Annotated in this window: 16 protein-coding genes; 2 read left to right on the forward strand and 14 right to left on the reverse strand. The window is 66.8% G+C overall.

Going from position 1 to position 18,029, the window contains the following annotated elements; translation table 11 throughout:
• Window positions 1-4: 4 nt before the first annotated feature.
• Together RW112_RS15395 and RW112_RS15400 are read right to left on the reverse strand one after the other, a co-directional pair.
• On the reverse strand, window positions 5-1,408 hold the full coding sequence (locus RW112_RS15395) for a GntP family permease (RefSeq protein WP_317782606.1): 1,404 nt from the start codon (window positions 1,406-1,408) through the stop codon (window positions 5-7).
• A 54-nt stretch (window positions 1,409-1,462) separates the two neighbouring features.
• Window positions 1,463-2,008, reverse strand: coding sequence for a gluconokinase (locus RW112_RS15400; RefSeq protein WP_317782607.1), 546 nt, complete (start codon window positions 2,006-2,008; stop codon window positions 1,463-1,465).
• Window positions 2,009-2,198: 190 nt separating this feature from the next.
• Here RW112_RS15400 and RW112_RS15405 point away from each other — a divergent pair, with 190 nt between their 5' ends.
• A complete protein-coding gene (locus RW112_RS15405) occupies window positions 2,199-2,933 on the forward strand; it encodes a FadR/GntR family transcriptional regulator (RefSeq protein ID WP_317782608.1) in 735 nt (244 codons plus the stop codon).
• Between the two features lie 22 nt (window positions 2,934-2,955).
• Here RW112_RS15405 and RW112_RS15410 read toward each other — a convergent pair whose 3' ends face one another.
• The 8 genes from RW112_RS15410 to RW112_RS15445 all read right to left on the reverse strand — a co-directional run bounded on the left by RW112_RS15410 (window position 2,956) and on the right by RW112_RS15445 (window position 13,259).
• Window positions 2,956-5,127, reverse strand: a complete 2,172-nt coding sequence (locus tag RW112_RS15410; RefSeq protein WP_317782609.1) for a transglycosylase domain-containing protein — start codon at window positions 5,125-5,127, stop codon at window positions 2,956-2,958.
• Between the two features lie 136 nt (window positions 5,128-5,263).
• Window positions 5,264-6,769: an NAD-dependent succinate-semialdehyde dehydrogenase gene (locus RW112_RS15415; protein WP_317782610.1), complete on the reverse strand. Its 1,506-nt coding sequence runs from the start codon at window positions 6,767-6,769 to the stop codon at window positions 5,264-5,266.
• Window positions 6,770-6,793: 24 nt separating this feature from the next.
• Window positions 6,794-7,618: an HpcH/HpaI aldolase/citrate lyase family protein gene (locus RW112_RS15420; protein ID WP_317782611.1), complete on the reverse strand. Its 825-nt coding sequence runs from the start codon at window positions 7,616-7,618 to the stop codon at window positions 6,794-6,796.
• On the reverse strand, window positions 7,603-8,388 hold the full coding sequence (gene hpaH, locus RW112_RS15425) for a 2-oxo-hept-4-ene-1,7-dioate hydratase (protein ID WP_317782612.1): 786 nt from the start codon (window positions 8,386-8,388) through the stop codon (window positions 7,603-7,605). Before hpaH ends, RW112_RS15420 begins: the two co-directional genes overlap by 16 nt.
• Window positions 8,389-8,390: 2 nt before the next feature.
• The gene (gene hpaD, locus RW112_RS15430; protein WP_317782613.1) at window positions 8,391-9,494 is read right to left on the reverse strand and encodes a 3,4-dihydroxyphenylacetate 2,3-dioxygenase; all 1,104 of its coding nucleotides are present in this window, start codon (window positions 9,492-9,494) and stop codon (window positions 8,391-8,393) included.
• A 50-nt stretch (window positions 9,495-9,544) separates the two neighbouring features.
• Window positions 9,545-11,056 carry a 5-carboxymethyl-2-hydroxymuconate semialdehyde dehydrogenase gene (gene hpaE / locus RW112_RS15435; RefSeq protein WP_317782614.1) on the reverse strand — a complete coding sequence of 504 codons (1,512 nt, stop codon included), beginning with the start codon at window positions 11,054-11,056 and terminating at the stop codon, window positions 9,545-9,547.
• Window positions 11,057-11,065: 9 nt separating this feature from the next.
• Window positions 11,066-11,761 (reverse strand): GntR family transcriptional regulator, encoded by a 696-nt coding sequence (locus tag RW112_RS15440; protein ID WP_317782615.1) that lies wholly within the window; start codon window positions 11,759-11,761, stop codon window positions 11,066-11,068.
• The gene (locus RW112_RS15445) at window positions 11,754-13,259 is read right to left on the reverse strand and encodes a fumarylacetoacetate hydrolase family protein (RefSeq protein WP_317782616.1); all 1,506 of its coding nucleotides are present in this window, start codon (window positions 13,257-13,259) and stop codon (window positions 11,754-11,756) included. Before RW112_RS15445 ends, RW112_RS15440 begins: the two co-directional genes overlap by 8 nt.
• Before the next feature lie 223 nt (window positions 13,260-13,482).
• Between RW112_RS15445 and RW112_RS15450 the strand changes: the two genes are divergently transcribed.
• Window positions 13,483-15,384, forward strand: coding sequence for an FAD-binding monooxygenase (locus tag RW112_RS15450; RefSeq protein WP_317782617.1), 1,902 nt, complete (start codon window positions 13,483-13,485; stop codon window positions 15,382-15,384).
• A 44-nt stretch (window positions 15,385-15,428) separates the two neighbouring features.
• Here the strand turns inward: RW112_RS15450 and RW112_RS15455 are convergent, their stop codons facing one another.
• From RW112_RS15455 to RW112_RS15470, 4 genes are all read right to left on the reverse strand, one after another.
• Window positions 15,429-16,286 carry a prephenate dehydratase gene (locus tag RW112_RS15455; RefSeq protein ID WP_317782618.1) on the reverse strand — a complete coding sequence of 286 codons (858 nt, stop codon included), beginning with the start codon at window positions 16,284-16,286 and terminating at the stop codon, window positions 15,429-15,431.
• 136 nt (window positions 16,287-16,422) lie between these two features.
• Window positions 16,423-17,142, reverse strand: coding sequence for a GntR family transcriptional regulator (locus RW112_RS15460; protein ID WP_305942302.1), 720 nt, complete (start codon window positions 17,140-17,142; stop codon window positions 16,423-16,425).
• 4 nt (window positions 17,143-17,146) lie between these two features.
• Entirely contained in the window at window positions 17,147-17,683 is a 537-nt protein-coding gene (locus RW112_RS15465; RefSeq protein ID WP_317782619.1) for a PTS glucose transporter subunit IIA, read from the reverse strand.
• Window positions 17,680-17,910, reverse strand: a complete 231-nt coding sequence (locus tag RW112_RS15470; protein ID WP_305942300.1) for a PTS glucose/sucrose transporter subunit IIB — start codon at window positions 17,908-17,910, stop codon at window positions 17,680-17,682. Before RW112_RS15470 ends, RW112_RS15465 begins: the two co-directional genes overlap by 4 nt.
• Between the last annotated feature and the right edge of the window lie 119 nt (window positions 17,911-18,029).

Genomic DNA, 18,029 nt, shown 5'->3' on the forward strand with positions numbered 1-18,029 from the left:
CTAACTAACCGGCCAAACCTGCCAGGCCGAAGATGGCGGCAGCGATGGCGAAGCCCATGACGCCGATGAGCGTTTCCATGACGGTCCAGGTCTTCAGGGTGGTCTTGACGTCCATGCCGAAGAAGCGGCCAACCAGCCAGAAGCCGGAGTCGTTGACGTGGGAGACCACCACGGAGCCGGCGGCCACGGCGATGACCAGGGCGGCCACCTGCATGCCGTTCATGCCCGCAAGGGCAACGGCCGGGGCGATCAGCCCGGCGGTGGTGGTCAGGGCCACGGTGGCCGAACCCTGGGCGATGCGCAGGATGGCCGAGATCAGGAAGCCGGCGAGCAGCAGTGGAATGCCGACGTCGCCCAGGACGTCGGCGAGGGCTGACCCGATGCCGGAGGTGCGAAGCACTCCGCCGAACATGCCGCCGGCGCCGGTGATCAGAATGACCGAGCAGACCGGGCCAAGGGAGGATTCGAGCAGCTTCTCCAGGGTGGCGCCGCGGGAGCCGCGGAGCCTGCCCAGGACGAACATGGCCACCAGCACGGCGATCAGCAGTGCCACCGGCGTTTCACCGAGGGTGCGCAGGATCTGGAACCAGGCTTCGTTCTTGGCCGAGGCGGGAAGGACGCCGGCGGAAGCCAGGGTGTTCAGGCCGGTGTTGAGGAAGATGAGGACCAGCGGGAGGAGCAACACACCCACGATGGTGCGGAACCGCGGAGGGTTCTGCTCGGCGGCGGGGTCGGCGTGGCCCAGCAATTCCGGGACCGGGAGCACCAGCTTCTTGCCGGTCCACAGGCCGAACAGGTAGGCGGTGACGTACCAGGTGGGGATCGCGGTGATGAGGCCCGCGATCATCACCAGGCCCACATTGGCGTCGAAGAACGTTGCGGCAGAGACCGGGCCCGGGTGCGGGGGCAGGAAGATGTGCATCACGGAGAACGCGCCTGCAGCGGGCAGGCCGTAACGCAGCACGCCGCCGCCAAGGCGGTGGGCAACGGCGAAGACCACGGGCAGCATGACCACCAGGCCGGCGTCGAAGAAGATGGGGAAGCCGAAGATCAGGGAGGCGAGGCCCAGCGCGAAGGGTGCGCGCTTTTCGCCGAAGAGGTTGATGAGGTAGTCGGCAAGCGCCTTGGCGCCGCCGCTGGTCTCCACGATGCGGCCGAGCATCGCGCCGAGGCCAACCAGCAGGGCCACGGTGCCCAGCGTGCTGCCGAAGCCGCTGACCAGCACCGGAACCACCTTGTCCGCCGGGATGCCGGTGGCGAAGGCGGTTGCCAGGCTGACCAGGATCAGGGCCAGCAGCGCGTGCATGCGCAGTTTGATGATGAGGAACAGCAGCACCAGAATGGCGCCGCCGGCAATCAGCAGCAGGGGGCCTGCGCCGAGGGTTTGAGTCCATCCTTCGATGGTCATGATTCTCCTTTGAAGCGGTTTGTTGGGGGCTGTGGAGCTAAAGGAAGTTAGGGATCAGGAAGCGCTGGGAGCGTGGCCCGCCGGCAGGTGAAGCGCGGCCTTGATGGCCTGCACTAGGTCCTCGGGGGTGCGGGTGATATCCAGCCGCAGGCTGCCGGCCGCGAGTTCCTCCGGCGTCAATGGTTCCAGGGTGGCCAGCTGGCTGGGCAGCAGCGTCACCGGCATGAAGTGGCCCTCGCGTCCGCGCATGCGCTCGCCGAGCAGGGCGGGGTCGCCGTTGAGGTGGATGAACACCACCTTGCCCTCTGCCCCGGAAAGCAGTTCCCGGTAGCTGTGCTTCAGGGCGGAACAGGTCAGGACCGTGCTTTTGCCTTCCGTTGCCTGGGCGGTCATCCAGTCGCGGATGGACTCGAGCCAGGGCCAGCGGTCCTCGTCCTGGAGCGGGGTGCCGGCGTTCATCTTGGCGATGTTGGCCTCGGGGTGGAACTGGTCAGCCTCTGCCATGTCCCACCCGAGATCGCGGGAGAGGGCTCCGGCAATGGTGGACTTGCCGGCTCCGGCGACACCCATGACTACCAAATGCATGGCAGGAAACTTCATTGTTCTACCTCCGTAGAAGACGTCGTTGGCTTCGGATGAAGCTCAGGCCAGCAAGAGACGCTGGTTAGGAAAATAAGATAGCACCATTAAACAGTATTAGTAGCATCTTTTTGTAACACAGGTCATACCTTTGCCTTCCTGTGGCCTAAACTGGAAGCCAGGCGCCACGGCGCAGAGGGAGGCTTCACGAATGTCGACGGCGACAGAGGACCAGGCAGGGACAAGCGACGGGGATGCGTCGGTACCGGCCCTGCACCTGCGCATATTGGATGCCCTCGGCGAAGCAATCGTCTCCGGCGAGCTAGCCCCCGGCAGGCGGCTCACCCTGGATGACCTCCAGCAGCACTACAACGTGTCGCGCACCCTGGCACGGGACACCATGCGCGTCTTGGAATCAATGAACCTGGTGTACTCCCGCCGCCGGGTTGGCATCGTGGTGCAGGACCCCGAGCTGTGGAACGTGTTCGATCCCAAGCTGGTGCGGTGGCGGCTCGCGTCCAGCCGCCGTGCCGAGCAGTACAGCAGCCTCACGGAACTCCGGATCGCCGTCGAACCCATCGCCGCGGCGGGTGCTGCCCGCCGCGCGGGCGCAGCAGAGCGCCGCCAGCTGACGGCGCTGGCCGCCGAACTCAGGCGGCTGGGCGAAGCAGGGGAGCTGGAGGCATTCCTCAAGGCGGACATCGCTTTTCACAGCCTGCTCCTGCACAGCTGCGGGAACGAAATGTTCAAGGCCCTGGACGGCATGGTGGCCCAGGTCCTGTCCAGCAGGACCAAACAGGGCCTGATGCCGTTCAAGCCGCGCCCCGAAGCGCTCGCGGCCCACGAGGCAGTGGCAGCTGCGGTTGCTGCGGGCGATGCCGGTACCGCGGAGACCGCCATGCACCACATCCTGGACGAGGTCCGCACCGCGATGGGACTGCCCTAGGCCCCTGCGGAAAGGTGCCCGGCTAACGGGAGGGGGCCGGCGTCGGCTGCGGAGTGCTCATGGAGGGCGGCGGTGGCGGGAAGGCCGCCGCGGGGTACAGCCCGGCCACCTGCATCATGTAGTTGGCCCACTGCGGCCCGGCCAGCATGTAGCCGTCGATCGCCTTGTAGAAGGTGCCGTTGATGGTGATGTTCTGGCCTGCCCGTTTCTGCCCCTCCAGGGTGTCCCCGAAGAAGGACGCCGTGGCAAGGCCCGACGTGTAGCCCGCAACCCAGGTGGCGCCGTTGTTGTTGGACGTTCCCGTCTTGGCCGCGACCGGCACCCGGCTCTGGACCTTCGGGTTGATGTAGACGCCGGAGCCCATCTTCAGCACGTCCTGGAGCACAGCGTTGACGCCGCGGGCCACCTCGGGCTTGACGGCGTTGCGGCACTGGGAGGCCTCGGACGGGAGGTGCCGCCCTGCCGGGTCGCTGACGTCCGCGATGGCGATGGGGCTGCAGTAGCGGCCGTCATTGGCGAACGTGGCGAAGGCATTGGCGAGGTGGAGCGGAGCCACGCCGATGGCGCCCAGCAGGTTGCCGAGCTGGTGCATGTTCACCTGCGCTCCGTCCAGGCCGCTGTGGATCCCCACTGCATCCACCATCTTCTGGATCCCGCAGAAATCCAGCTGAGTGGCAGAGGCGAAGGTGGCCGTGTTGATCGAGTTGTAGAGGCCGTAATTGATGGGCATGGGGCGGTAGTAGCCCTCGTCGTTGTTCCGGAGATCGTCCGCCGCGCCCTCATTCCTCTGGGCGGTGTTGTAGGCGCCAAGGACCTTCCCGCAGCTGGACCGCCACGGAAAGTCCAGCGGATAGGTCCGCCGGGACGCATCGATGACCGCGTTAAGAGGCTTGCCTTCGTTCAGCCATTCCGCGAACGTGAACGGCTTCATGGTGGACCCGGGCTGGAACCCGCCGGCACCGTTGAGGTCATTGCCGTTGGCGTCCCTCGAGTCGACGTTGAAGTTCAGCTGGGTGTCGAATTTTCCTTCCGCCGGAAGGAACACGGTGTTCTGCGCCATGGCAAGGATCCGGCCGGAACCAGGCTGGACCGTGACCAGGGCGGCACCCCATTTGTCCGGATTAGCTCCGGCGGTTGCGTCCACCTGGGCCTGCGCTACGGCCTGCAGCCTGCTGTCCAGGGTGGTGACGATGGTCAGGCCGCCGCGGTACAGCAGACGCTCCCGGTCCTTGAGCTCCACACCGTAGGCCGGGTTGTTAAGGATCAGATGGGACACATAATCGCAGAAGTACGTTGCCATGACGGCGGCGGCGCAACCCTGCCTGCCCGGGGTGATCTTCAGGTCAACTCCGGTGGCCACGGCGGCGTCGTGCTCGGCCCGGGTAATTTTTCCCAGTTCCAGCATGCTGCCCAGGACCTGGTTGCGGCGCTGCAGCGAGTTTTCCGGGTTCGCGGCGGGGTCATAGAAGCTGGGGCTGTTCACGAGCCCGGCCAGCAGCGCGGCCTGCGGCAAGGTGAGGTCCTTGGCGGATGAGCTGAAGAAGTGCCTTGCTGCGGCCTCGATGCCGTAGGCGTCGCGGTTGAAGAACACGATGTTCAGGTAGCCCTCGAGGATCTGGTCCTTGGTGTATTTCTTCTCCAGCTCGATAGCGAGCTTCATCTCCCGCAGCTTGTCGCCAACGCTCTTCTGGCCGCTGAGGATGACCTCTTCGCCCTGGTCCGCGGAAAGGTAGGACTCGTTGATGACGTTGGTGACGTACTGCTGGGTCAGGGTGGACGCACCCTGCCGGCCGCCCTGGGTGACGTTGTACGTCAGCGCCCGGAGGATGCCCTGCGGGTCGATGCCGGCATGATCATAGAAGCGGCTGTCTTCAATCGCGATGATCGCGTCCTTCATGTACGGCGACATCTGGTCGAGGCTGACACGCACGCGGTTCTCCATGTAGAACGTGGCGATGGGCTGGCCGTCGGCGGTCACCATGGTGGTTGACTGCGACGGAGTGTCGACCGTGAGTTCTCCCGGCAGGTTGTTGAAGAAGGTGATCGAATTGCTGACCGTCACCCCGGCGGCCGCCACGCTGGGTACCACCAGGCTGGCGGCCAGGACTCCGCAGATGGCGCTCACGGCGAAAAATCCCACGAGCCTTCCCAAGGCTGCGGCCAGACGAGAACCCCATCGCTTCTTCGGCGCCATTTGTGTCCAGCTATCAACGTGCCAGTGACTCCAGAATACGACCGGCGGCCACCCGCCAGCCAGAGTCCAACTGCCCACCCGCCGGCCGGAGCACGACGGCGGCGCCCGGCGGGTTTCCGGCGGCGTCCCTGCCGGCTCAGCCCGCGTAGGGGTCCGCGATGCCGATGTACTGGGTGGTGGTGTATTCGGCGATTCCTTCGGAGCCGCCTTCGCGGCCCAGCCCGGATTGCTTGACGCCGCCGAAGGGTGCTGCGGCGTTGGAGATGACGCCGGCGTTGAAGCCCACCATGCCGAATTCGATCTGCTCGGCCACGCGCAGGAGCCGGTTGAAGTCGCGGCTGTAGAGGTAGGAGGCGAGGCCGTACTCGGTGGCGTTGGCCAGCCGGATCGCGTCTTCCTCGGTGCTGAAGGTGGTGACGGGGGCGACAGGTCCGAAGATTTCCTGTCCCAGGATCGCGGCGTCGTTGGGGACGTTGGCGAGGACCGTGGGCGGGTAGAAGTAGCCGGGCCCGTCCACCGGTGCGCCGCCGGTCACGGCAACGGCGCCGGCGTCGACGGCGGCGGCCACCAGTGCGTGCACGTCGTCCCGGGCGCCGGCGTCGATGAGCGGCCCCACCTGGGTGGCGGGGTCGGTACCGCGGCCGGTGGCCAGGGCTCCCATGGCTGCGGCGAACTTCTGCGTGAATTCGGCGGCCACGGAATCCTGCACCAGGAACCGGTTGGCGGCGGTGCAGGCCTCGCCCATGTTCCGCATCTTGGCCGCCATGGCCCCTTCCACGGCCTTGTCCAGGTCCGCGTCCTCGAACACGATGAACGGCGCGTTGCCGCCCAGCTCCATGGACGTTCGCAGGACGTTCTGGGCGGCGTCGGCCATGAGCCGCTTGCCCACCGGGGTGGAGCCGGTAAAGGAAATCTTCCTCAGCCGCGGATCGGCGAGCAGCGGGCCGGAGATCCCGGACGCGCTGGCGGAGGAGACGACGTTCAGGACCCCGGCGGGCAGGCCGGCGTCGAGCATGGTCTTCGCGAAGTACTGGGCAGTGAGCGGGGTCAGCTTGGCCGGCTTGAGCACCATGGTGCAGCCTGCGGCAATGGCGGGGGCGACCTTGCGGGTGGCCATCGCCAGCGGGAAGTTCCACGGCGTGATCAGCAGGCACGGGCCCACCGGCTTGTGCTGGACCAGGATCTTGTTCCTGCCCTCGGGGGTGGTGAGGTAGCGGCCGTAGTCACGGACGGTTTCCTCGGAGAACCAGCGCAGGAACTCGGCACCGTAGGTCACTTCGCCGCGGGCTTCGGCCAGGGGCTTGCCCATCTCCATCGTCATCAGCAGGGCGAAGTCATCGGCGCGTTCGGTGACCAGGTCGAAGGCCCGGCGGAGGATTTCGGCGCGCACCCGCGGCGCTGTCCGCGCCCAGGAGGCCTGCGCGGCATCGGCTGCGTCGAGCGCAGCGAGGGCGTCTTCGCCGGTGGCCGAGGCGAGGGTGGCGAGCACCTCCCCGGTGGCGGGGTCGTGCACGTCGAACGTGCCGCCGTCGGACGCGTCCGCCCACCGGCCGCCGATCAGCAGGCCGGTGGGGACGGAAGCGATCAGCGACGCTTCGCGTTCCGGGGAAAGGGCAGGGGGCAGCGCAGAAGTAACTGTCATCGAAGAGTCCTTAAGAAGGGGAGGTCAGTAGCTGGCCGGTGTGCCGCCGTCGGCGGGCTTGATGATGTATTGGGCGGCGAGGGCTTCGGAGCCTCTCGCCAGGATGGCGACGTCGGCCCCCACCAGGATGAACTTGGCGCCGCTGTCCAGGTAGTGGTGCGCGGTGTCGGGGTTGAAGGCGTTGACACCGCCAGGCTTCCCGGCCGCCGTGGCGGCTGCAAGGCAGCGTTCGACGGCGGCGCGAACCTCCGGGTGCTCCTGCTGGCCCAGGAGGCCCATCGAGGCGGCGAGGTCCGAGGGGCCCAGGAAGATGGCGTCCACACCGTCCACCGCCAGGATCTCCTCCACAGCGTCGACGGCGGCAGTGGATTCGATCTGGACTGTGACGCTGATGGTCTCGGAGGCGCGGGCGAGGTAGTCCGGCATCCGGTTCCAGCGGGCGGCACGGGCCAACGCCGAGCCGACGCCGCGGACGCCGTGCGGCGGGTAGCGGGTGGCAGCCACCGCAGCTTCGGCATCTGCCGCCGAGTTGACCATGGGGATAAGCAGGTTCTGCACGCCCACGTCCAGGTACTGCTTGATCACCACAGTGTCGTTGACCGGCGGCCGGACCAGTGTGTGGACGGGGTAGCCGTTGATTGCCTGGAGCTGGGCGAGGATGGATTCGAGGCCGTTGGGGCTGTGTTCGGCGTCCACCAGGAGCCAGTCCAGGCCCGCCCCGGCGCAGAGTTCGGCGATGAGCGGGCTGCCGGAGCACACCCACATCCCGGCCAGCGGACGGCCGGCAGCGCCCGTTTGGTGGTGCAGGGCGTCGCGGAACGTGGCGTCCGGTTCTACTCGAAGCGGCATGTGACAACTCCCAGGGGTCCGTAGTCGGCGTGCACGGTGTCGCCCTTGTACACCCACAGCGGCCGGGTGAAGGACCCAGCCAGGATGATGTCCCCGGCCTTCATGCCGTCCCCGTGCGCGGCGATCTTGTTGGCCAGCCAGTGCACGCCGTTGGCGGGGTGGTCCAGGACCCCGGCCGCCACGCCGGTCTCCTCCACGGTCTGGTTCTTGTAGAGGATGGCGGACACCCAGCGGAGGTCCACGGCGTCGGGCTTCACCGGGCGGCCGCCCACCACCATGGCGCCCATCGCGGCGTTGTCCGCGATGGTGTCCACGATGGTCCGGCCCTCCATCTCGATCCGGGAGTCCAGGATCTCGAGGGCCGGAACCACGTAGTCGGTGGCGTTCAGGACGTCGAAGATGGTGCAGCCGGGGCCCTTGAGCGCGTCCTTCAGGACAAAGGCGAGCTCCACCTCCACCCGCGGATGCGTGTACTTGTCCCATTGCACCGAGCAGCCGGTCTCGAGCACCATGTCGTCGAAGATGGCGCCGTAGTCCGGCTCGGTGATGCCGGTGGCCGCCTGCATGGCCTTGGACGTGAGGCCGATCTTGCGGCCCACAAGCTTCCGCCCGGCGTCCTCGTTGCGGTTCCGCCACAGCTGCTGCACGGCGTAGGAATCCTCCACCGTCATGTCCGGGTAGCGGGACGTCAGCCGGGGCACCGGCTTGCGGTTCCGGCCCGCCTCCAGCAGCTCGTCCGCGATGGCTTCGATCGTCTTCGCGTCCAGCATGGCTAGAGCTGCGCTCCGAGCTTGAAGCCTGTCCGGTCACCCTCGGGGGAGCCGTCCTTGCGGGTGTAGGAGAACCCGTCCGCGCCGACGGTGACGGCCATCTCGGACTTTTCCTCGCGGACGATGACGGGCTGCGGGTTGCCGTCCAGGTCCAGGACCAGGGAGGCCTCGGTGTACCAGGACGGGACAACCGGGTTGCCCCACCAGTCGCGGCGCTGGTTGTCGTGGACGTCCCAGGTGATGGTGGGGTTGTCGGGGTCGCCGGTGTAGTAGTCCTGGGTGTAGATCTCCACGCGGTGGCCGTCCGGGTCCAGGATGTAGAGGTAGAAGGCGTTGGACACGCCGTGCCGGCCGGGGCCGCGTTCGATCCGGTCGCTGATGCGCAGGGCGCCCATCTTGTCGCAGATCTGGATGATGTTGTGCTTCTCGTGCGTGGCGAACGCGACGTGGTGCATACGCGGGCCGTTGCCGCCGGTCAGGGCGGTGTCGTGGACCGTCTGCTTGCGGTGCATCCAGGCCGCGTAGGTGACGCCGTCGGAGTCCTGGATGTCCTCGGAGACGCGGAAGCCGAGGTCCTCCAGGTACTTGCGGCCGCGGGGAACATCCGGGGTCACTTGGTTGAAGTGGTCCAGCCGAACCAGCTCGCCGGCGGAGTACAGGTCGTAGCGCTGGGTGAGGCGTTCCACGTGCTCCACGTCGTAGAAGAACTCGTAGGGGAAGCCCAGCGGGTCCTCGACGCGGACGGAGTCGCCCACTCCCTTGGTGAAGCCTTCCTTGCGGCGTTCGGTGCGGCAGCCCAGTTCCTTGTAATAGGCCTCGGCGGCGTCCACTTCGGCGGGGGACTTCACCCGGTAGGCGAAGGCGGCGACGGCGGCGACGGGGCCCTTGCGCAGCACCAGGTTGTGGTGGATGAACTCTTCGAGGGTGCGCAGGTAGATGTTGTTTTCGTCTTCTTCGGTGACGTGCAGGCCGAGCATGTCCACGTAGAACTCGCGGGACTTGGCGAGGTCCGTGACCACGATTTCCATGTAGGCGCAGCGGACGATGTCCGGTGCCGGGACGGAGGGGGTGGGGATGAAGTTGTGCTGTGAAACTTGGCTGTTCATGGGATTCTCTCTTCGTTGAAAGGGGGCCGGTGAGCGCTGGGTCGAAAAACTCAGGCGCCGAACTTGGGGGTGTGGACGGTGCCGAGGGTGATGTGCACGGCCTGCTGGTCGGTGTAGAAGTCGATGGAGCGGTAGCCGCCCTCGTGGCCCAGGCCGGAGGCCTTGACACCGCCGAACGGGGTGCGGAGGTCGCGGACGTTGTGGCTGTTCAGCCACACCATGCCCGCCTCCACGTTCTGGGAGAAGTTGTGCGCGCGGGTCAGGTTCTGGGTCCAGATGTAGGCCGCCAGGCCGTACCTGGTGTTGTTCGCCAAAGCCAGCGCCTCGTCGTCGTTCTCGAACGGGGTGATGGCGACGACGGGGCCGAAGATCTCCTCCTGGAAGATCCGCGCGTCCGGGGCGACGTCGGCGAAGACGGTGGGGGCGATGTAGTTGCCGTCCGGGAGGCCTTCCGGCCGGCCGCCGCCTGCGAGGAGCCGTCCTTCGGACTTGCCGATCTCCACATAGGAGGCCACCTTGGCGAAGTGCTCCGGGTGGACCAGGGCGCCCACCTGGGTCTTGGGGTCGTGCGGATCGCCCACCACGATGTTTTTGGCGCGGGCGGCGTACTTTTCGCAGAACTCGTCGTAGATGGCGCGTTCCACCAGGATGCGGGAGCCGGCCGTGCAGCGTTCGCCGTTGAGCGAGAAGACACCGAACAGTGCGGAGTCGATCGCGGCGTCGAGGTCGGCGTCGGCGAACACGACGCAGGGGGACTTGCCGCCGAGCTCCATGGAGAGGCCCTTGAGGTTGGCCGCGGCGTTGCGGAAGATCGTCTGCCCGGTGGTGGTTTCGCCGGTGAAGGAGATCAGCGGTACGTCCGGGTGCTTGACCAAGGCGTCGCCGGCTTCCTCGCCGAGGCCGTTGACCAGGTTGAACACACCGTCCGGCAGGCCGGCGTCCTTGAAGATCTGTGCCCACAGGGAAGCGGAAAGCGGTGTGAACTCGGCCGGTTTGAGGACCACGGTGTTGCCGGTGGCCAGGGCCGGGGCCAGCTTCCAGGACTCGAGCATGAACGGGGTGTTCCACGGGGTGATGAGCCCGGCCACGCCGATCGGCTTGCGGTTCACGTAGTTGATCTGCGAGCCGGGGACCTTCATGGCGTCGTCGAACTGGGCCACGATCAGGTCCGCGAAGAACCGGAAGTTCTCCGCGGCACGCAGGGCCTGGCCCTTGGCCTGGGTGATGGGCAGACCGGTGTCGAATGTCTCCAGTTCGGCCAGGCGCTCCTCCTGGGCTTCGACGGCGTCCGCAATCTTGTTCAGGATGCGGGCGCGTTCGCGCGGCTTCATCTTCGGCCACGGGCCGTTCTTGAAGGCGTCGCGGGCCGCGGCAACAGCGAGGTCGATGTCCTCTTTCTGGCCCGCGGCGGCGGTGGCGTAGTTGGTGTTGGACACCGGGTCCAGGACGTCGAAGGTCTTGCCGCCCACGGAGTCAACGAATTCGCCGTTGATGTAGTGCTGGATGTGGGTGGGGAGGTCCTGCGGAACGTAGTGGGTGGCTTCTGCGGCAGTGAACGTCATTGTTTTTCCTTACTGCTGGGAGGGCTGCGGGGATGGAGCGAGATCAGTGCGGGCCGCCTGGGCCAGGTAGGCGTCCAGGGTGGCGCTGCGGTGGAGCCGGGCCGCCCGTTCGATCTGGTCTGCGCCGGCCCCGGTTTCGATGAGTTTCAGGATGGCTTCGTGTTCGTCCACCGAGTCATGGGCGCGGCCGGGGACGAAGCGGAAGGTGGAGGACCGCAGCGAGGCGAGCCGGTTCCAGCCGCGGTGGACGAGGTCCAGGATGTGCGGGTTGGGGCAGTGCTCGAACAGGACGCTGTGGAAGTCCTGGTTCAGCGCGGTGAAGCGGACGGGGTCGAAGTGCTGCAGGCATTCGCGCATTTCCTCGTTCACGGCACGTGCCCGGGCAATGTCCGCTTCGCCGATGAGGGGTGCGGACAACGCCGTGGCGGCACCTTCGACAATGCTCAGTGTCTGCATCGTGTAGAGGTATTCGGTGGGGTCGATGCCGGACACGGTGGCACCCACGTTCCGTTCGAACTTGACCAGTCCCTCGGCTTCGAGCCGGCGGATGGCTTCGCGGACCGGAACCACGCTGAACCCCAGGGCTTCGGCGATCTTCGCCAGCACCAGCCGGAAGCCGGGGGAGTAGGTCCCGTCCACGATCCGTGCCTTGACGGCGGCGTAGGCCTGCTCTGATTTGCTGCCAGCCATCACTGTTTCAGTCATGGGCCGGGCCGTCCCATGTTTCATACTTGGCACGCCATTCGGCATTCAGCGGGTACAGGCCGTCCACGCTGTGGCCCTGCTGCACCATTTCGGCGATGAACACTTCCTCGCGTTCCTGCGCAATGGAATCGTCCGCGAGCTCGTCGGCGAGGGCAGGCGGGATGACCAGGATGCCGTCGGAGTCCGCCACGATGATGTCCCCTGGCTGCACGGTGGTGCCGCCACAGGCGATGGTGATGTCGGTGTCCCACGGGATATGCCGGCGGCCCAGGACCGCGGGGTGGGGATTGGAATAGTAGGTGGGCATGTCCATGGCCGCCACCGCGGAGAAGTCGCGGACCCCGCCGTCGGTGATGACGGCTGCGGCACCGCGGACCTGGGCGCGGAGGGCCAGGATGTCGCCGATGGTGCCGGTGCCCTTTTCACCGCGGGCCTCCATCACCAGGATCTCGCCCTCGTTGACGGAATCGATGGCCTTCTTCTGGGCGTTGAAGCCGCCGCCGTGGGTCTTGAAGAGATCCTCGCGGTTGGGAACGTAGCGCAGCGTCCGGGCCAGGCCCACAATCCGCTTGTCCGGGCGGGTGGACGTGAGGCCGTCGATGCTGACGTTGTTCAGGCCGCGCTTGCGCAGCTGGGAGGACAGGGTGGCGGTGCAGACACTTTCGAGCTTCGCCTTCAGCTCCGGGGCCAGGACCGGCGCCGGCGCTTCAGCGGGTGCCAGGCCGGCCGCTTCGCGCGAACCGTAGGCCTCCTCCCGCTGGAGGTCATCGGTCCTGGGCCGGGCGCCGAAGTCGGCGAACGGCGTCGTGCCTTCCGTCACCCGGGTGACCAGCCGGCCGGTGGTGAGGGCGGCGGCAGTGCCGCCCGCCGTCGTCGTACTGGTGCTGACTTCAACCTCGACGACGTCGCCGGGCTTGGCCACGGAGGCCCCGGCCGGGGTGCCGGTGAGGATGATGTCGCCCTCTTCGAGGGTGAGGAGCTGGGACAGGTCCGCCACGAGCCGGGCGAACGGGAAGAGCAGGTCTTCGGTGGTGTCGTCCTGGACCAGGCTGCCGTTGTGCCAGGTGCGGACGCGGAGCTGTGCGGGGTCGACGGCGTCTGCCGCGATCAGTCCGGGGCCCACGGGGGTGAAGCCGTCGCCGCCCTTGGACCGGAGGTTGGAGCCCTTGTCCGCGTAGCGAAGGTCGTAGACGCCGAGGTCGTTGCTGGCCGTGACCCACTCGACGTGGCTCCAGGCGTCCGCCATGCCGACGCGGCGGGCGGGCTTGCCGATGATCAGGGCGATCTCGCCTTCGAAGCCGAGGAGTTCGCAGCCGGCCGGGCGTTCAACGCTTGAAGGGGCTGCTGCCGAACCGGCTGCCAGGGAGGACGAAGGCTTCAGGAAGTAGGAGGGCTGCTCCGGGGTGCGGCCGCGCTGGGCTGCCCGGCTGGGGTAGTTGATGTGCACCGCGATGACCTTGCGGGCCGCGGCCAGGATGTGGTCGGTGACCTGTTCCAAGTGTTACTCCTCATCGAGTACGAAATCGTATACGATAACTATTGCCTAGGAGCTTCCCGCCGTCAACCCCTGATTTTCCGGGAGTTTTCGCGGGCACTTGTAACGCAGGTCATATCTGCGTACAGTTTCGAATGAGCAGTAGATTTCTATTATCGAACTAATAGTTCTGATATCGAACACATTTGACGGCCATAGACAGCCACACAACGAAGTGAGGAATCCCGTGCATTTCCATCACCACGGCTACGTATCCGGTGACCCGCGAGTCCAGCCGGCCGCCGGCGTCGGCATCAACCGTCCCGAGCAGCTTCCCGACGAAGTGGACGTTCTCATTGTGGGTACCGGGCCCGCGGGCATGCTCACCGCCGCGCAGCTGTCCCAGTTCCCCGGCATCACCACGCGCATCGTGGAGCGCCGCCCCGGGCGGCTCGAGATCGGCCAGGCCGACGGCATCCAGGCGCGCAGCGTCGAAACCTTCCAGGCCTTCGGCTTCGCCGAGCGGATCATTGCCGAGGCCTACCGGATCACCGAAATGGCGTTCTGGAAGCCGGACCCGCAGAATCCCGCGAACATCGTCCGTGCGGCCCGCACCCTGGACGATCCGCACGGGATCAGTGAGTTCCCGCACCTGATCGTCAACCAGGCCCGCGTCCTCGACTACTTCGCCGACGTCATGGCGAATGCCCCCACCCGAATGGCGCCGGACTACGGCTACGAGTTCCGCGGACTCCACGTCGGCGAGGGGGAGTACCCCGTTGCGGTGACGCTGGCCCACACCTCCGGCGCCGACGAAGGCCGGGAGCGTGTTGTCCGGGCCAAGTACGTCGTGGGCGCGGATGGCGCACGCAGCAAGGTGCGGGACTCGATCGGCTGCACCATGGCCGGCGACCAGGCCAACCACGCCTGGGGCGTGATGGACGTGCTTGCCAATACGGACTTCCCGGACATCCGCCTCAAGTGCGCCATCCAGTCCCACGACGGCGGCAGCATCCTGCTGATCCCGCGCGAGGGCGGCCATCTCTTCCGCATGTACGTGGACCTTGGCGAGGTGGCCGCGGACGACCGCGGGGCCGTCCGCAAGACCTCCATCGAACAGATCATCGCCAAGGCCAACGCGATCGTCCACCCGTACACCGTCGACGTCCGCAACGTGGCCTGGCACAGCGTCTACGAGGTGGGCCACCGCCTCACCGACAGGTTCGACGACGTCCGCCCGGAGGAACTCGGTACCCGCACGCCCCGCGTGTTCATCACCGGCGACGCGTGCCACACGCACAGCGCCAAGGCCGGCCAGGGCATGAACGTCTCCATGCAGGACGGCTTCAACATCGGCTGGAAGCTGGGCCACGTGCTGGAGGGCCGCAGCCCCGAATCCCTGCTGTCCACTTACTCCGCCGAGCGCCAGGTCATCGCGAAGAACCTCATCGACTTCGACAAGGAGTGGTCCACGCTCATGGCGAAGAAGCCGGAGGAATTCGCGTCCCCCTCCGAGCTCGAGGACTTCTACGTGAGCACCGCCGAATTTCCCGCCGGCTTCATGACGCAGTACGTTCCTTCGATGCTGATCGGCGAGCCGGCGCACCAGGACCTGGCCGCCGGATTCACCATCGGCAAGCGCTTCAAGTCGGCGCCGGCGGTGCGGGTCTGCGACACGAACCCGCTGCAACTCGGCCACCAGGCCTCGGCGGACGGCCGCTGGCGCATCTACGTCTTCGCCGACGGGGCCGCGCCGGGGCAGGAGTCGCCCACCACCGACCTTGCCGAGTGGCTGGCCACCGCGCCCGACTCCCCGCTGGCCGCAACGCCGTCGGACGGCGACCCGGACGCCTGGTTCGACATTAAGGTGATCTACCAGCAGGACCACACGAACATCGACCTCAACACGGTGCCGGCGGTCTTCAAGCCCCAGGTGGGGCCGTTCAAGCTCACCTACCTGGAGAAGGTCTATGGCACCATTCCGGCGTCGGATATTTTCGAGCTGCGCGGCATCGACCGCGGCGGCGTGATGGTGGTGGTCCGCCCGGACCAGTACGTGGCGAACGTCCTGCCCCTGACAGCGACGGAGGAGCTCGCCGCGTTCTTCGCTCCGATCCTGGCAGGAGGCAAGCGGGTCCCCACTAGTTAGGGTCCCCGCCACCTAGGAGGATGAGCGCCGGGCGGACTCCCGGGTCAGCTGCTGACGGTCTGCCCGGCCCGGAAGTCGGCGGCCGCGTAGACGCCCAGGATGCGCACCTCAGTGGTGAAGAAGTCCAGTTCCTCCAGGGCCAGCTTCAGCGGCAGGTCCTCCGGGTGGCCCTCGACGTCCGCCATGAACATCGTGGCGGCAAACTCGTTGCCCACCATGTAGCTTTCCAGCCGTGTCATGTTCACGCCGTTGGTGGCAAACCCGCCCAGCGCCTTGAAGAGTGCTGACGGAACGTTGCGCACCCGGAACAGGAAGCTGGTCACTGCCGGTCCGGGCAGCTCCTCCCGGGACGGCAGTTCCTTTTCAGGAGCCAGGACCACGAAGCGGGTGGTGTTTGACGGGTCATCCTCAACCCGGGAGGCCAGCACTTCCAGGCCGTAAATGCTTGCTGCGAGCGGGGGAGCGAGGGACAGTTTCCGGGGATCGTTCCACTCCCGGACTTCCCGGGCGGAACCTGCGGTGTCGCCGGCAATGACGGGGCGCAGCCCGGCCTCGCGGATGAGCCGCCGGCACTGCCCCAGGGCGTGAATGTGGCTGTGGACCTCGGTGGCCGCTTCGATGGTGCTCCCGGGGATGCCCAGCAGGTCGAAATGGATGGGAAGAAAGTACTCGCCCACTATTTGCAGGCGGGACTGCGGCAGCAGGATGTGGATGTCCGCCACCCGGCCGGCGATCGAGTTCTCGATCGGGATCATGGCGAACTCGGCAGCACCCGTGGACACCAGTTCAAAGGCATCCTCGAAGCTGGCGCACGGAACGCTTTCCAGTTCCGGGAACATCTGCATGCACGCGATATTTGAGTTGGCGCCGGGCTCACCCTGGTACGCAATTTTCTGGGTCACGATCCGTATGGTTTCACGACCTGCGCCCACCCGCCCAAGTGAGTAGCAGCAAGTGTCGTTTTGAGGGCCCAAAACGACACCTGCTGCGACCTAGTTGGGTGAGACGCTTAGTTGGGTGAGACGCGGACAGGACGGCTCAGCCCAGCGCCAGCCGCATCGACACCTGGTACCGGTCCGAGCGGTAGGTCGAAATGGAGTATTCGATGGGCGTGCCCGGATCGTCCTCCCCGGTGAATGACCGGCGCCGGAAGAGCAGCACGGGTGCGCCGGGTTCGATGTCGAGCAGGGCCGCGGTTTCCTCCGGAGCGGCAGCGGCCTCCACCGTCTGTTCCACATGCTGCACCGGATGCCCGGAGGCAGCGAGCACCCGGTAGAGGGAACCGGTCAGGTCCTCCGAGAGCAGGTCCGGCAGGAGCCGGGGAGGCAGCCAGGATTCGTCCACGCTGACGGGCGCCCCGTTGGCCAGGCGCAGCCTGCGGACCTGGTAGGCGTCCTGCCCCGGAGCCAGCCCCAAATGCTCGGCCGCGGCGGCGGCCGGTTCCGCCGTCGTGGCAGTGATGACCCTGGTGCTGGGTTCGAAGCCGGCCGCCCGCATGTCCTCATTGAAGGAGGCCAGATGCAGGGTTGAGCGCACCAGTCCGTGGGACACAAAGGTCCCCTTGCCCTTGATCCGCACCAGGGCACCGTCCTGGACGAGGTCCGAAATCGCCCGGCGCACCGTGATGCGGGAGACGCCGAACTGCTCCTCCAGCTGGCGTTCGCCCAGCAGCGCATCCCCGGGTCGCAGCGTGGTGGCGACGAGGTCCTGGAGCTGCCGGCGCACCCAGACGTGTTTTAGTTCCCCTGCAGTATCCATCCGTCTATTTTTCCGGAAGTTGTCCCGGCAGGTCGAACAGGTGCCCGCCGGCTTCCACGCGGCCGCCGGAGGCAGGAGGTTCAATTGCGTCCGGTGCGCTGTCCAGGATCACCACGGGGCTGCACATGCTGAGGTTTTTCGAGCGGACAAAGCTGACATCAACGCTGATCATCGGATCGCCGGCCCGGACATGGTCGCCCTTCTGCGCCAGCACGCTGAAGCCCTCGCCCTTCAGGCCCACAGTGTCGATGCCCACGTGGACCAGGACTGCGGGCCCGGAGGCGTGCTGGACGATGTAGGCGTGCGGCATGACCTTGATGACGCGGCCGTCCAGTGGCGCGACGGCGGTGAGCACACCGGCGTCGTCGTCCGGGATGACGGCGGCGCCTCCGCCCACAAGGCCTTTGGCGAACACGGGGTCCGGCACCTCGCCCAGCGGGATGAGCCGGCCGGGCAGGGGAGAGGCCACGCTGATGGCCCTGGCCCGCCCGGCTGCTTCTGCCGTGCCGGTACCTGCGGTGCTCACGTCAGGCGTGCTCACATCAGGTCCTGGATGTCTTCAGCCAGGCTCTCGGCCTCGGGACCCACCACAACCTGGACCACCGTGCCGGACATCATGACGCCGTGGGCGCCCGCGGCCTTGAGGGCGGCCTCGTCCACGCGGGCAGCATCCACCACTTCGGTGCGCAGGCGGGTGATGCACCCTTCAATTTCTTCCACGTTGTCGGCGCCGCCCAGGGCGGCAAGGATGATCTCTGCTTTGGACATGTCCACTCCTGTTGATGGTTCGCGGTGAAGGCCGGCGGGCCCGGAGGTCTTTTTTCCTGCCTGAGGTTGACAACTGAGCCCGGTGCACTTCACAGTGATGATTGTCACTGGTTATAACC

The organism is Arthrobacter sp. B10-11 (assembly GCF_033142195.1).
In the GTDB taxonomy this organism is placed as follows: Bacteria; Actinomycetota; Actinomycetes; order Actinomycetales; family Micrococcaceae; genus Arthrobacter; species Arthrobacter oryzae_C.

Excerpts from the sequence above, each read along its gene's own strand:
- RW112_RS15400 (WP_317782607.1), bottom strand. The coding sequence starts at position 2,008 with ATGAAGTTTCCTGCCATGCATTTGGTAGTCATGGGTGTCGCCGGAGCC.
- hpaD (WP_317782613.1), bottom strand. The coding sequence starts at position 9,494 with ATGAACAGCCAAGTTTCACAGCACAACTTCATCCCCACCCCCTCCGTC.
- RW112_RS15395 (WP_317782606.1), bottom strand. The coding sequence starts at position 1,408 with ATGACCATCGAAGGATGGACTCAAACCCTCGGCGCAGGCCCCCTGCTG.
- RW112_RS15440 (WP_317782615.1), bottom strand. The coding sequence starts at position 11,761 with ATGACTGAAACAGTGATGGCTGGCAGCAAATCAGAGCAGGCCTACGCC.
- RW112_RS15420 (WP_317782611.1), bottom strand. The coding sequence starts at position 7,618 with ATGCCGCTTCGAGTAGAACCGGACGCCACGTTCCGCGACGCCCTGCAC.
- RW112_RS15405 (WP_317782608.1), top strand. The coding sequence starts at position 2,199 with ATGTCGACGGCGACAGAGGACCAGGCAGGGACAAGCGACGGGGATGCG.
- RW112_RS15415 (WP_317782610.1), bottom strand. The coding sequence starts at position 6,769 with ATGACAGTTACTTCTGCGCTGCCCCCTGCCCTTTCCCCGGAACGCGAA.
- hpaH (WP_317782612.1), bottom strand. The coding sequence starts at position 8,388 with ATGCTGGACGCGAAGACGATCGAAGCCATCGCGGACGAGCTGCTGGAG.
- RW112_RS15460 (WP_305942302.1), bottom strand. The coding sequence starts at position 17,142 with ATGGATACTGCAGGGGAACTAAAACACGTCTGGGTGCGCCGGCAGCTC.
- hpaE (WP_317782614.1), bottom strand. The coding sequence starts at position 11,056 with ATGACGTTCACTGCCGCAGAAGCCACCCACTACGTTCCGCAGGACCTC.
- RW112_RS15410 (WP_317782609.1), bottom strand. The coding sequence starts at position 5,127 with ATGGCGCCGAAGAAGCGATGGGGTTCTCGTCTGGCCGCAGCCTTGGGA.
- RW112_RS15470 (WP_305942300.1), bottom strand. The coding sequence starts at position 17,910 with ATGTCCAAAGCAGAGATCATCCTTGCCGCCCTGGGCGGCGCCGACAAC.